The organism is Ruegeria sp. CG3 (genome assembly GCF_056537205.1).
Window position 1 is genome coordinate 1,215,052 of record NZ_JBQFRC010000001.1, and the last position, 13,385, is coordinate 1,228,436.

Sequence of the window (13,385 nt, forward strand, 5' to 3'; positions counted from 1 at the left end):
CTTGCGTCTGGCGGTGCCAGTATCGCTCTGCTAAGAGCGGCCCATGCTACGGATCGAGAACATCACCTATTCGGTCGAAGGCCGCCCTCTGTTCGAGGGCGCCAGCGCCACCATTCCCGAAGGCCACAAGGTGGGTCTGGTCGGCCGCAACGGTACCGGCAAGACCACTCTGTTCCGCCTGATCCGGGGCGAGCTGGCGCTGGAATCGGGCAGCATCACCCTGCCCCGACGCGCGCGGATCGGCGGTGTGTCACAAGAGGTGCCCTCGTCAAACGTGTCGCTGATCGACACGGTCCTGGCCGCCGACACCGAGCGCAGCGCCCTGATGGCCGAGGCGCAGCAGGCCACAGACCCCGACCGGATTGCCGAGATTCAGACCCGGCTGGCCGATATCGACGCCTGGTCGGCCGAAGCCCGCGCGGCCACGATCCTCAAGGGGCTGGGCTTTGACGATGCCGACCAGCAGCGTCCCTGTTCCGATTTCTCGGGCGGCTGGCGGATGCGGGTCGCCTTGGCGGCGGTTCTTTTCTCGCAGCCCGACCTGCTTCTGCTGGACGAACCGACCAACTATCTGGACCTTGAAGGCGCGCTGTGGCTGGAAAGCTATCTGGCCAAATATCCGCATACGGTCATCGTCATCAGCCACGACCGGGGCCTGCTGAACCGGGCGGTCGGCTCGATCCTGCATCTGGAAGACCGCCAGCTGACCTATTACGCGGTGCCCTACGACAAGTTCGCCGAACGCCGCGCCGAACGTCTGGCCCAGGCCGAGGCCGAAAACGCCAAGGCCAAGGCCCGCATCGCCCATTTGCAGAGCTTCGTTGACCGGTTCCGCTACAAGGCGTCCAAGGCCGTTCAGGCACAATCGCGGCTGAAGATGATCGAACGCATCCAGTTGATCTCGACCCCGCAAGAGGCCGCCCTGCGTGCCTTTTCATTCCCCGAACCCGAGGAACTGTCGCCCCCGATCATCCAGATCGAGGGCGGCGTGACCGGCTATGGCGACACCGAGGTGCTGCGCCGTCTGAACCTGCGCATCGATCAGGACGACCGGATCGCGCTGTTGGGAAAAAACGGTCAGGGCAAGTCAACGCTGTCCAAGCTGCTGTCGGACCGGCTGCCCCTGATGGCGGGCAAGATGGCTCGCAGCAGCAAGCTGCGCATCGGGTATTTCGCCCAGCATCAGGTGGACGAGCTGCATGTGGACGAAACACCGCTGGATCACCTGCGGCGCCTGCGCCCGACCGAGACCCCGGCCCAGCTGCGCGCGCGTCTGGCCGGTTTCGGGCTGGGCGCAGATCAGGCCGAAACCGAGGTGGGCCGCCTGTCGGGCGGCCAGAAAGCGCGCCTGTCGCTGCTGATCGCGACGATCGACGCGCCGCACATGCTGATCCTCGACGAGCCGACCAACCACCTGGACATCGAAAGTCGCGAGGCCCTTGTCGAGGCGCTGACCGCCTATTCCGGCGCGGTGGTTCTGGTCAGCCACGACATGCACCTTCTGGCGTTGGTGGCAGACCGGCTGTGGCTGGTCTCGGACGGTACGGTCAAACCCTTTGACGGCGACCTTGAAGCCTATCGCCAGATGCTGCTGGCGCGCGACAAGCCACCAGCGCGGGAAAAAACAGCCGCCAAACCCAAACGTGCCTCTCGCGACACCATCCTGGCGCTTCGGGCCGACCTGCGGAAATGCGAGGAACGGCTGGAGAAGCTGGCCGAGATGCACGAAAAGCTCTCGGCCAAATTGTCCGATCCGTCCTTGTACGAGGATGACCGCGTCGGTGATCTGGAAACCTGGAACCGCAAGTTTGCCGAGGTGGTCGAGGCTATGCAGCGCGCCGAGGCGCTGTGGGTCGCCGCCGCCGAGCGGCTGGAAAACGCAGAGGCCGCCGCATGATCGAAATGGCATTCTTCATAACCGCGTTCACAACCCTGTTCGTTGTGATCGATCCCTTTGGCACCGCACCGATCTTCGTCGCGCTGACACAAGGAATGGACCCGGCCACCCGTCGCCGCGTCGCCTACCGCACGTGCCTGACCGCTTCGGGCATCCTTATCGCCTTCGCCGCTTTCGGCGAGGCGGTTCTCGGCTTTGTCGGCATCTCGATGGAGGCCTTCAAGGTCGCTGGCGGCGCATTGCTGTTTCTGACCGCGCTCGACATGCTGTTCGAGCGGCGCAACAAACGGCGCGAGGACCGTGCGGAAGAGGAAGAGCACCCTGACCCCTCGGTCTTTCCGCTGGCCATTCCGCTGGTGGCCGGGCCCGGATCGATCGCAACGATCATCCTGCTGGCCGGTGAGCACCCCGGCATTCAGGGCATCGCTGCGGCTGTCGGCGTGATGCTTGCCGTGATGGCGGTTGTATTGCTGTTCTTCCTGTCCAGCGGCCTGATCGCGCGCATTCTGGGCAAGACCGGCCTGACCGTGCTGACCCGCCTTCTGGGCATGTTGCTGGCCGCGCTGTCGGTTCAGTTCATCCTTGATGGGCTCAAGGCCTTTGGGTTCGCGTCCTGAAACCCCATATTGACCTTATGAAAGAAGGTTTCGGGTGCCCGCATGGATGGTAACGATTTTGGACGTTTGGCCTATCTGGTTCTGCTGGGAGCCGCACTGCTGATGTGGTTCTTCACTCACAATCGGCAGTCGTTGGGGAAGACCCTGCAGATGGCCATGGCCTGGGTCTTCATCTTCATCGGGATCATTGCCGTTGTCGGCCTTTGGGGTGATATCCGCTCGACCGTTGGCGTATCTCCGCAGATGTCCGTGACCGGAGATGTGATCGAAGTACCCCGCTCGTTCGACGGGCATTACTACTTGCCTATGCTGGTGAATGGCAAACCGGTGACATTCCTGGTGGATACCGGGGCCAGCCAGATCGTGCTGAGCCCGCAGGACGCGGAGCGCGTCGGATTCGATACCGATCAGCTGACGTTTCACGGGCGTGCCTCGACCGCAAATGGGGTGGTCCAGACTGCGCCTGTGCGCCTCGACAGCCTGGCGTTGGGGCCCATCACAGACCGAAATGTTCCGGCATGGATCAACGGAGGAGATCTGGACCAGTCCCTGCTGGGCATGGATTACCTGCACCGCTTTTCCAACATCCAGTTTTCTGATGGCCGGATGATCCTGTCGCGCTGAATGGCGGCTTTCGGGATTGAGAACAAAATAGGAACATGCTAACTTTCGGCCATGTCTACGCATCTTCTTGGCCGCAAACCGGCGCGCGCGGCGCCGGGGCTGACCCTGCATGATGAGATTTCACTGCAACTGGCCCGCGTGCACGAGGCCTGCGGCCCCGCGCGGCGCAGCTTTGCCATGTGGCTGGCCGGTCAGGCGCAGGGGCCGGTTCTGTGGATCTCGCCCGCGTGGGAGGCCGATCAGCTGAACCCCGACGGCATGATGCCTTTTGCCGATCCCGCCCGGTTCCTGTTCGTCCGCCCCACCCGGGCCGAGGACCTGCTGTGGTGCATCGAAGAGGCGCTGCGCAGCGGGGCGGTGCCGCTGGTGGTCGGCGATCTGCCGGGGGCACCGGGCCTGACGCCGGTGCGCCGGATGCATCTGGCCGCCGAACAGGGGGGCACGATGGGTCAGGCCCCGCTGGGGCTGCTGCTGACCCCGGGCGACGGCGGCGCGCAGGGCATCGAGACACGCTGGCACATGGCCCCGGCGCACACGGGCCAGACCCGCCGCTGGACCCTGACCCGCCGCCGCGCCCGCGCCCTGCCCCCGGTCAGCTGGCACGCCACCCAGACCGCGCCGCGCGCCGGGTTGCACCTGCAACGGATCGGCGCCGAGGAAACCTGCGCCTGACCGACCGGCCCCGGATCACGCAAGTTGTGACTGGTCAAACCGCATCCCGCCCCCTAGCGTGCCGGAATGACCCACCCGATCCACGACAGCCGCTATTCCTGGCTTCGCCTTCTGGTCACGCTGGCCATCGCGGCGGTGGCCAATGTGGGCATGTGGGCGGTGATCGTGGTGATGCCCGCGATCGAGACCCAGTTCGGCGCCAGCCGGGCCGAGGCCTCGATGCCCTACACGCTGGCCATGATCGGATTTGCGCTTGGCAACATGTGGCTGGGTCAGGTGGTGGACCGGCTGGGCGTGACCAAGGCGCTGATCGGTGCCGCAGGCCTCAGCGCGCTCAGCTATCTGCTGGCGACATGGGCGCCGACGATCACGATGCTGTCGGTGGCGCATCTGCTGCTGGGCCTGGGCACCGCCGTAGGGTTCGGCCCGCTGATCGCCGACATCTCGCACTGGTTCCTGCGCCGACGCGGGATCGCCGTGGCGCTGGTGGCCAGCGGAAACTATCTCTCCGGCGCGATCTGGCCCACGCTCCTGTCCGGTATCCTTGCCCGCGAAGGGTGGCAGCAGGTCTATCTGACATTGGCGGTCATCACCCTGATCGTGGTCATCCCGCTGTCGCTGCTGCTGCGCCGGCAGGTCCCGGCCGAGGCGCATGGCACCGCCGCAGCCGCCGCGCAGATCAACGCGCGCAGCGTCGGCCTGTCGCCGCGGACCCTGCAATATGTTCTGGGCCTCGCCGGAATTGGCTGCTGCGTCGCGATGTCGATGCCGCAGGTCCACATCGTCTCGTACTGCGTGGGGCTGGGCTATGGCCCGGCGGTCGGGGCCGAGATGCTGTCGCTCATGCTGATGGGCGGTGTCGTCAGCCGGATCATCTCGGGGCTGGTGGCAGACAAGTTGGGCGGCGTTCACACGTTGCTGATCGGGTCGATCCTGCAATGCATCGCCCTGTTCCTGTTCCTGCCTTATGACGGGATGGTGTCGCTCTATGTCATCAGCCTGTTGTTCGGACTGGCGCAGGGCGGCATCGTGCCCAGCTATGCGCTGGTCGTCCGCGAATACATGCCCCCGCAAGAAGCCGGGGCACGGGTCGGTTTCGTGATGATGATGACGATCATGGGCATGGCGCTGGGTGGCTGGATGTCCGGCTGGATCTATGACGTGACCGGGCAGTATGAACTGGCCTTCGTGAACGGGATCCTGTGGAACGGGCTGAACATCGCCATTATTGCGACACTGCTGATGCGCTCGCGGCCGCGCCAGGGGCGGGTTCCGGCATGAGCCGCCTGACCCGCCGAACTCTGGTACTGGCGGGGCTGGCATCGCTGCCCTTGGTGCGGCACGCCATGGCCGCACCGGTTCCGTATATACTTGAAACACAAGGGACATTGATTGAATTCACATTCGGTCTGGCTGGCTCGGCCCAGACCGGCACCATGCCGATCCAGACCGCTGACGTTCTGGTGGACACGAAGAACCTGCGCAACAGCATGGTCGACGTCGTCCTGAACGTCGCCAAGGCACGCACGAAATTGCCGTTTGCACGCGGCCCGATGCTAAGCCGATCCGTGTTGGATGCCGCGCAGTTTCCATCTATCCACTTCGTCTCGACGACCGTCAGCCTTGGCCTCGGCGGACGCATTTCCGACGGGGCGACCGTCACCGGCGACTTGACTGTACGCGACGTGATCCGTCCGATCACTCTTGATGCCGCCCTCTATCGCCCGCCGGGTTCCGCAAAGGACGATCTGGACCGGCTGTTCATCCATTTGACCGGCGCGTTGAACCGGAACGATTTTGGCGCCACTGGCTATGCGGACCTGGTCGACGAAACTGTGGGATTGAACATACGAACCGAAATTCGCAGAAAACCCTGAAACTGGCGGAAAACGACACCACAAAGTCGAATAGCCGCGCGCATCGACATGCGCCATTCGGACATCTACTGGACCCATGCGTACCATCATCTCATTCGCCGCCCTTTTTCTTTCGGTCATTCTTTTGCAGCTTTCCACGGGCGGCGTGGGTCCACTGGACGCGATATCCGGCCTGACGCTGAGGTTTTCAACAGAACAGATCGGCCTTTTGGGCTCGGCTCACTTTTTGGGCTTTTTCGCGGGATGCTGGTGGGCGCCAAGACTGATGGGATCCATCGGGCACTCGCGCGCCTTTGCGGTCTGCACGGCTCTGGGCGCGATGGGTCTGATTGGCCACACGCTGACCGAAAACCCCTATGCATGGGCCGCGCTGCGCATTGCCTCGGGCACCTGCGTGGCGGGTTGTTATACGGTTATCGAGGCCTGGCTGAACGCCAAAGTCACCAACGAAACCCGCGGCCGCGCCATGGGCACATATCGGTTGGCCGATATGGGAGCCTCCCTCAGCGCGCAGTTGATCATCGCCGTTCTGCCACCTGCCTCATATGTCTCTTACAACCTGCTGGCCATCCTGTGCTGTGCCTCGTTGCTGCCGCTGACCCTGACGCGCGCCAGCCAGCCCGAAACCCCGGACGCACCGCGTTTGCGGCCCAAGCTGGCCTGGCATTGCTCGCCCTTGGCGGTGGCTGGAGTGATCGTCTCGGCCATCAGCTCTGCTTCGTTTCGGATGGTTGGTCCCGTCTACGGACAAGAGGTTGGGCTGGGCGTCGATCAGATCGCGTTCTTTCTGGCCGCCTTTGTACTGGGCGGCGCGCTGGCGCAGTATCCGGTCGGGTGGCTGGCCGACAAGTACGACCGCCGCTGGGTGCTGATCTGGATGTCGATTGCCGCCGTTGTCAGTTGCAGCATCACCATGGCCGCCAGCGGCACGGGCACCGTCGGCGTCATGCTGGCCGCCGGATTGTTCGGGATAACGACCTTTCCGATCTTCTCGATCTCTTCTGCCCATGCCAACGACTTCGCCACCACCGAGCAGCGGGTGGAACTGTCGGCGGCGCTGATGTTCTGGTATGCGCTGGGGGCTATCGCCTCGCCCTATGTTTCCTCGACGCTGATCGAGCAATTCGGCCCCGGCGCGCTGTTTGCCTTCGTGGCATTGGGCCACGCGGTCCTGATCATCTTTGGACTGGCCCGGATGCGCTCGCGCCCGACGCCCGAGGAACGCACCAACTACGTCTACGCGCCGCGCACGTCCTTCACCATCGGCCGCCTGCTGAAACGCTCGCGCGAAGGGCGATAGCATTCTGGGGCTGGGATTTCCCGATCCGGTTTGATAGAGCGCGCGCAGACAGTTAGGCGGAAACCAAACATGGCTCGGATTCTCATTACCTCGGCAATTCCCTACATCAACGGGATCAAGCACCTTGGCAACCTGATCGGCTCGCAGCTGCCGGCGGATCTGTTCGCGCGCTACCAGCGCGGCCGCGGAAACGAGGTCATGTTCTTGTGTGCCACCGACGAACACGGCACCCCGGCCGAACTGGCCGCCGCCAAGGCGGGCAAGCCGGTGGCGGAATACTGCGCCGAGATGCACGAGGTGCAGGCCGACATCGCCAAGCGCTTTGGCCTCAGCTTCGAACACTTCGGCCGGTCGTCCAGCCCGCAGAACCACAAGCTGACACAGCATTTCGCCGGCAAGCTGGCCGAGGCCGGGCTGATCCGCGAAGTGACCGAAAAGCAGGTCTATTCCAACGCTGACGGCCGGTTCCTGCCCGACCGGTATATCGAGGGCACCTGCCCCAACTGCGGTTACGAAAAGGCCCGCGGCGACCAGTGCGAGAACTGCACCAAGCAGCTGGACCCGACCGATCTGATCGACCCGCGCAGCGCGATTTCCGGCTCGACCGACCTTGAGGTGCGCGAGACCAAGCACCTGTACCTGCGCCAATCGGCGATGAAGGATCAGTTGGACGCCTGGATCGACAGCAAGACCGACTGGCCGGTGCTGACCACCTCGATCGCCAAGAAATGGCTGCATGACGGCGACGGGCTGCAGGACCGCGGCATCACCCGCGATCTGGACTGGGGCATCCCGGTCAAGAAGGGCGACGAAGACTGGCCCGGCATGGAAGGCAAAGTCTTCTACGTCTGGTTCGACGCGCCGATCGAATACATCGCCTGCGCCAAGGAATGGGCTGACGGGCATGGCAAACCGGATGCCGAGTGGGAGCGCTGGTGGCGCACGGACAAGGGCGCCGACGACGTGCGCTATGTGCAATTCATGGGCAAGGACAACGTGCCGTTTCACACCCTCTCCTTCCCGGCTACGATCTTGGGCTCGGGCGAGCCGTGGAAGCTGGTCGATCACCTGAAGTCGTTCAACTATCTGAACTATGACGGCGGACAGTTCTCGACCAGCCAGGGCCGCGGCGTCTTCATGGACCAGGCGCTGGACATCCTGCCCGCCGACTACTGGCGCTGGTGGCTGCTGAGCCATGCGCCCGAAAGCAGCGACAGCGAATTCACCTGGGAGAACTTCCAGCAATCGGTCAACAAGGACCTGGCGGACGTGTTGGGCAATTTCGTCAGCCGGATCACCAAGTTCTGCCGCTCGAAATTCGGTGAAGAGGTTCCGTCCGGTGGCGAATACGGTGAACGCGAACAGGCGCTGATCGAGGAACTGACCAAGCGCATTCGCGCCTACGAGGCGCACATGGAGGCGATGGAGGTCCGCAAATCGGCGCAGGAACTGCGTGCGATCTGGGTTGCGGGCAACGAATACCTGCAGGCCGCTGCGCCTTGGTCCACCTTCAAAGAAGACCCGGAACAGGCCGCCGCGCAGGTGCGGCTGGGCCTGAACCTGATCCGGCTTTATGCAGTACTCAGCGCGCCGTTCATCCCTGAAACTTCGGCCAGAATGCTGAGCGCGATGAACACGCTCGATACCAGCTGGCCCGAGGACGTGGAGGCCGCGCTGAACGCCCTGCCCGCCGGACACGCGTTCACGGTGCCGGACGTTCTGTTCGCCAAGATCACCGACGAACAGCGCGAAGATTGGCAAACACGTTTTGCCGGGGTGCGAAGCTGAGTACATCAAGGGGGCCGGCGGCCCCCTTTTTCACAACCAATTGACCCGACCGATCAAATTAAATCGTCGGACGATATTGGTTCGATGACCGAGACATCCCCGGACAGGGTTCGAGCGTTTAAAATTCAAATACTTGAGAATTTTCAACAATACCTCCATCCTGACTTGGAGTTTAGTCGACTCGGGCTTCAGGAACGGTCCGGTTCGACCCAAATCCCGGTTCGAATGAGGCACTCGCAATGACCGTTGAAAAGACGCTTACCCACACGACCAGCAATAGAACGCTCTCGCGTCTCGGCCTTTGCGCGACTTTGCTGGCAAGCCTTGCGTTTACTCCGGTCGCATTTGCCCAGGATCAGTCGGAAGCACCGCCGCCCAAGGTTTCGATTGCGGCCGCCTATACTCAGGAAATCACCGAGGAGGCTGTTTTCATCGGGCGGGCCGAAGCCACAGACAACGTGGGCATCATCGCACGGGTCAGCGGTTTCCTGGAAAGCCGGAATGTCGAAGAAGGCTCGTTGGTCAACGAGGGTGATCTGCTGTTTACCATTGAACCCGACCTGTACCAGGCCACGCTTGACGCCCGAAAAGCGGATCTTGATCGGGCCGAAGCCAATCTGGAACTGGCCAAGGTCGACCTGGCCCGCAAGGAAGAACTGTACAGGCGCGACGCAACGCCGGAATCCGAGCGCGACATTGCCCGCGCGAACGAGCTGGTGGCCGAAGCCGAAGTCAAAGCGGCCAACGCAGCCATTCAACAGGCGCAGCTTGATCTGGACTACACGCAGATCCACGCGCCGTTTTCCGGCCGGATCGGTCGGATCAGCACCAGCGTCGGCGACGTGGTCGGCCCCAACACGGAACCGCTGGTCAACCTGATCAGCGAAGCGCCGATCTACGTGAATTTCTCGTTGAATGAAAAGCAGTTCACCTCCGTTCTTCAGACCGTTGGTGAGACCGCCTCCACCCTTGCTGAAAGCAACAAGAGCCCGGTTGTCCGGCTTACGCTGCCCAATGGTACTGAGCTGGAGGAAACCGGCAAGATCGTGTTCGTGGACAACCGGATCGACCCGTTGACCGGCGCGATCACCCTGCGTGCCGAGTTTGCAAACGACAAACGTCTGATCGTGGATGGCGCCTTTCTGAACGTTCACATCGAAGCGCTTGAACCCACGCTTGAAGTGCTGATCCCTCAAGCTGCCCTGCAGCGAGATCAACGCGGAGAGTTTGTGCTGGTCGTCAACGACAAGCAGATGGTCGAACAGCGCTACATCACGACCGGCGACACGGTCGGTTCTGCCGTGATCGTCAAGGAAGGTCTGCGCGAGGGCGAAAGCGTCATCGTGGAAGGGCTGCAAAGGGTGCGCCCGGGTGTTGCCGTTGACGCCGTTGTCGCCTCTGAACAGCCGGGAGAATAACTGATGTTTTCCGCCCTGTTCATCAGCCGGCCCAAGCTGGCACTTGTGATCTCGCTCGTGCTTACAATCATGGGGGCGATCGGCTACATGGTCCTGCCGGTTGCCCAGTTCCCAGACATTACGCCGCCGGTGGTCAGCGTCACGACGACGTACACCGGCGCCAACGCCGAAACCGTTGAAAACACGGTTGCCGCGCCGATCGAAGCGCAGGTCAACGGCGTGGACGACATGATCTACATGACGTCCACATCCTCGGACAACGGCTCGTATTCGCTGAACATCACGTTCGAAGTGGGCACCGACCCCGACATCGCGTCGGTCAACGTGCAAAACCGTGTGGCGCAGGCCATGTCCTCGCTGCCGACCGAGGTTACCTCGTCGGGGGTGGTGACGCAGAAAGCGTCGACCAACATGCTGTTGCTGGTCACCTTGACCTCGCCCAACGGCACCTACGACAGCGTGTTTCTGTCGAACTACGCGTCGATCAACCTCAAGGATGCGCTGGCACGGGTGCAGGGCGTGGGCAAGGCCGACGTTCTGACCAACCTGGAATACGCGATGCGGATCTGGATGGATCCCGACAAGATGGCCGCCCTTTCCATCACGCCGGGTGACGTGATCTCGGCCATTCGCGAACAGAACATCGAGGTTTCCGCTGGCTCGATCGGCGCCCCGCCGGTGCCTGAAGGCCAGACCTTTCAGTACACGATCAAGACCAAAGGCCGCCTGACATCGGCCAAGGAGTTTGGCGATATCGTCATTCGGACCGGCGACGCCGGCTCGATCGTGCGGGTCCGTGACATTGCGCGCGTCGAACTGGGGGCGGAATATTATGCCGCATCGGGCTATTTTCAGGCCGTTCCGGCGACGGTAATCGGCATCTACCAAGCGCCGGGCGCCAACGCGCTGGCCGTGTCCGACCGCGTCGAAGCCGAACTGGAGCGTCTTTCACGGTCGTTCCCGACCGATGTGGAGTATGCGGTTCCCTTCAACACTACGGACTTCGTCGAACAGTCGCTGAACGACGTGGTGTCGACGCTGATACTGACCTTCATTCTGGTGATCTCGGTCGTGTTCATCTTCTTGGGCAGTTGGCGGGCGACCATCATTCCGGCCGTGGCGATTCCGGTCTCATTGATCGGGACATTTGCGTTCCTGCTGCTGTTCGGGATGTCGCTGAACACAATCTCGCTTTTCGCACTCGTGCTGGCCATCGGTATCGTGGTGGACGACGCGATTGTGGTCGTCGAGAACGTGGAACGGATCATCGCCGAGGAAGGCCTGCCGCCGGCCGAGGCGACCCGCAAGGCCATGGGGCAGATTACTGGCCCCGTCATTGCGACAACCTTGGTTCTGCTGGCCGTGTTCGTCCCCGTGACCTTCATGCCTGGTATCTCGGGGCGACTGTATTCACAGTTCGCGGTCACGATCTCGACCGCCGTCGTCATCTCGTCCATCAATGCGCTGACCTTGTCGCCGGCGCTGTGCGGTTTGGTCCTTCAGGCGCGTTCAGGCCCACCCAAGGGTCTGCTGGCGGTGTTCGAGAAATTCATCGGGTCGATGCGCGCAGGCTATGTGTCCATCGTACGCAAGTTGCTGATCATCCCCGTGGTCTCGCTTGGGATCATCGCAGGCTTTGCCTTTGGCGGCGTGACGATCATGTCGAACACCTCCAGCGGGTTCTTGCCGCTTGAGGACAACGGCTATCTGTTCGTCGACATCCAATTGCCCGACGCGGCGACACTGGAGAGAACCGAGGCGGTTTCCAAACGTGTTGATGACCAGATCCGCGATATTCCGGGCGTGGCGAATACCGTTCTGATCAACGGTTTCTCACTGCTGAACGGAACCATCACCAACGGCGCGGCTGTGTTCGTCAACCTCGACAACTGGGACGAACGGCAAGACGAGGATCTGACGGCGGACGCCATCCTGCAGAAAGTACTGGCCATCGCAAACGGCGAATCCGCCGCCTCGATCGTCGCGTTCAACCCGCCGCCGATCCAAGGTCTTGGCATGTCGGCGGGCGTCGAAATGGAGGTTCAGCAAACCGGAGGCGGCTCGCCGCAGGATCTGGCCTCGGCCGTGGGATCCTTTGTCTACGCGGCCAACCAGCGGCCTGAAATCGGCCAAGCCTACACGACTTTCCGGGCCAACGTCCCGCAGCTGTTCGTGGATCTGGATCGGGAAAAGGCAAAAACGCTGAACGTATCGGTCGCCGAAATCTTCCAGACGATGCAGGCTCAGCTTGGCTCGTACTATGTGAACGACTTCAACCTGTTCGGCCGCGTCTATCGCGTGATGATCCAGGCCGAAGGGTCGTATCGCGACAACGTCGAGGACATCTCGAACCTGTATGTCCGCTCGAACACTGGTGAGATGGTCCCGCTGGGAACGCTGATCGACGTCGAAAACGTGCTTGGCCCGGTTCTGCTGAAGCGCCACAACCTGTTCCGTTCCGCGACGGTGACGGCAGTTCCGGCAGAAGGTCTGTCAACGGGTGATGCGATCACCGTGATGACCGAAGAGTCGGCGACCGCCCTACCCCCGGGGTATGCCTTTGAATGGACCGGTACCGCCCAGCAACAGCTGGCATCCGGCGGGCTGGTCGTGGTGATCCTGGGGCTGGCTATTTTGTTCGGGTACTTGTTCCTGGTCGGACAATACGAAAGTTGGACGATGCCGGTCTCGATCCTGCTGTCGGTGATCGTGGCCCTGTTCGGCGCGGTTGCGGCGGTGGCGATCGTGGGCAGTGACATCAACCTTTATACGCAGATCGGGATGATCATGCTGGTGGGGCTTGCATCGAAAAACGGTATCCTGATCGTGGAATTCGCGATGGAGCAGAGGGCCAAGGGTCTGTCTGTCAAGGACGCCGCCGCCGAGGCTGCGCATCAGCGTTTCCGGGCCGTCATGATGACCGCGCTGTCTTTCCTGTTGGGCGTTGTGCCCCTGCTGGCCGCCAGCGGCGCTGGTGCCGCCAGCCAGAAGGCAATTGGTGTGGCCGTGTTTGGCGGGATGCTCGCCGCGACCCTGTTCGGGGTGATCCTGGTGCCGGTCCTATATGCGGTGATGCAGAGCATGCGAGAGTGGATCAAGGGCACGAACAAGGATCCCGACCCTTCGGAAAAGGCGGCCTGACCGACAGAAAAAAGATACGCCCCGCGAAAACTGCGGGGCGTTTTTCTTTGG

10 protein-coding genes are annotated in these 13,385 nt (G+C 62.5%); all 10 read left to right on the forward strand.

The annotated features are described in order from the left end of the window. Nucleotides 1-43: 43 nt before the first annotated feature. Entirely contained in the window at nucleotides 44-1,897 is a 1,854-nt protein-coding gene (locus ACR0NB_RS06080) for an ABC-F family ATP-binding cassette domain-containing protein (protein WP_480775182.1), read from the forward strand. Further along, a complete protein-coding gene (locus ACR0NB_RS06085) occupies nucleotides 1,894-2,514 on the forward strand; it encodes a MarC family protein (RefSeq protein ID WP_093961850.1) in 621 nt (206 codons plus the stop codon). Before ACR0NB_RS06080 ends, ACR0NB_RS06085 begins: the two co-directional genes overlap by 4 nt. A 42-nt stretch (nucleotides 2,515-2,556) precedes the next feature. Further along, the gene (locus ACR0NB_RS06090) at nucleotides 2,557-3,138 is read left to right on the forward strand and encodes a retropepsin-like aspartic protease family protein (protein ID WP_093961849.1); all 582 of its coding nucleotides are present in this window, start codon (nucleotides 2,557-2,559) and stop codon (nucleotides 3,136-3,138) included. A gap of 51 nt (nucleotides 3,139-3,189) precedes the next feature. Then, nucleotides 3,190-3,810 (forward strand): ImuA family protein, encoded by a 621-nt coding sequence (locus tag ACR0NB_RS06095; RefSeq protein WP_170366968.1) that lies wholly within the window; start codon nucleotides 3,190-3,192, stop codon nucleotides 3,808-3,810. A 66-nt stretch (nucleotides 3,811-3,876) separates the two neighbouring features. Then, on the forward strand, nucleotides 3,877-5,091 hold the full coding sequence (locus ACR0NB_RS06100; protein ID WP_480775183.1) for an MFS transporter: 1,215 nt from the start codon (nucleotides 3,877-3,879) through the stop codon (nucleotides 5,089-5,091). Continuing rightward, on the forward strand, nucleotides 5,088-5,687 hold the full coding sequence (locus ACR0NB_RS06105; protein WP_480775184.1) for a YceI family protein: 600 nt from the start codon (nucleotides 5,088-5,090) through the stop codon (nucleotides 5,685-5,687). The genes ACR0NB_RS06100 and ACR0NB_RS06105 overlap by 4 nt, the downstream gene beginning before the upstream one ends. Before the next feature lie 76 nt (nucleotides 5,688-5,763). Next, nucleotides 5,764-6,987 carry an MFS transporter gene (locus tag ACR0NB_RS06110; protein WP_480775185.1) on the forward strand — a complete coding sequence of 408 codons (1,224 nt, stop codon included), beginning with the start codon at nucleotides 5,764-5,766 and terminating at the stop codon, nucleotides 6,985-6,987. A gap of 69 nt (nucleotides 6,988-7,056) precedes the next feature. Beyond that, complete coding sequence (gene metG / locus ACR0NB_RS06115) at nucleotides 7,057-8,775, forward strand: methionine--tRNA ligase (RefSeq protein ID WP_480775186.1); 1,719 nt, start codon at nucleotides 7,057-7,059, stop codon at nucleotides 8,773-8,775. Nucleotides 8,776-9,014: 239 nt separating this feature from the next. Beyond that, nucleotides 9,015-10,193 (forward strand): efflux RND transporter periplasmic adaptor subunit, encoded by a 1,179-nt coding sequence (locus ACR0NB_RS06120; protein WP_480775187.1) that lies wholly within the window; start codon nucleotides 9,015-9,017, stop codon nucleotides 10,191-10,193. A gap of 3 nt (nucleotides 10,194-10,196) precedes the next feature. Continuing rightward, nucleotides 10,197-13,334: an efflux RND transporter permease subunit gene (locus ACR0NB_RS06125; RefSeq protein ID WP_480775188.1), complete on the forward strand. Its 3,138-nt coding sequence runs from the start codon at nucleotides 10,197-10,199 to the stop codon at nucleotides 13,332-13,334. The last annotated feature ends 51 nt before the right edge of the window (nucleotides 13,335-13,385 follow it).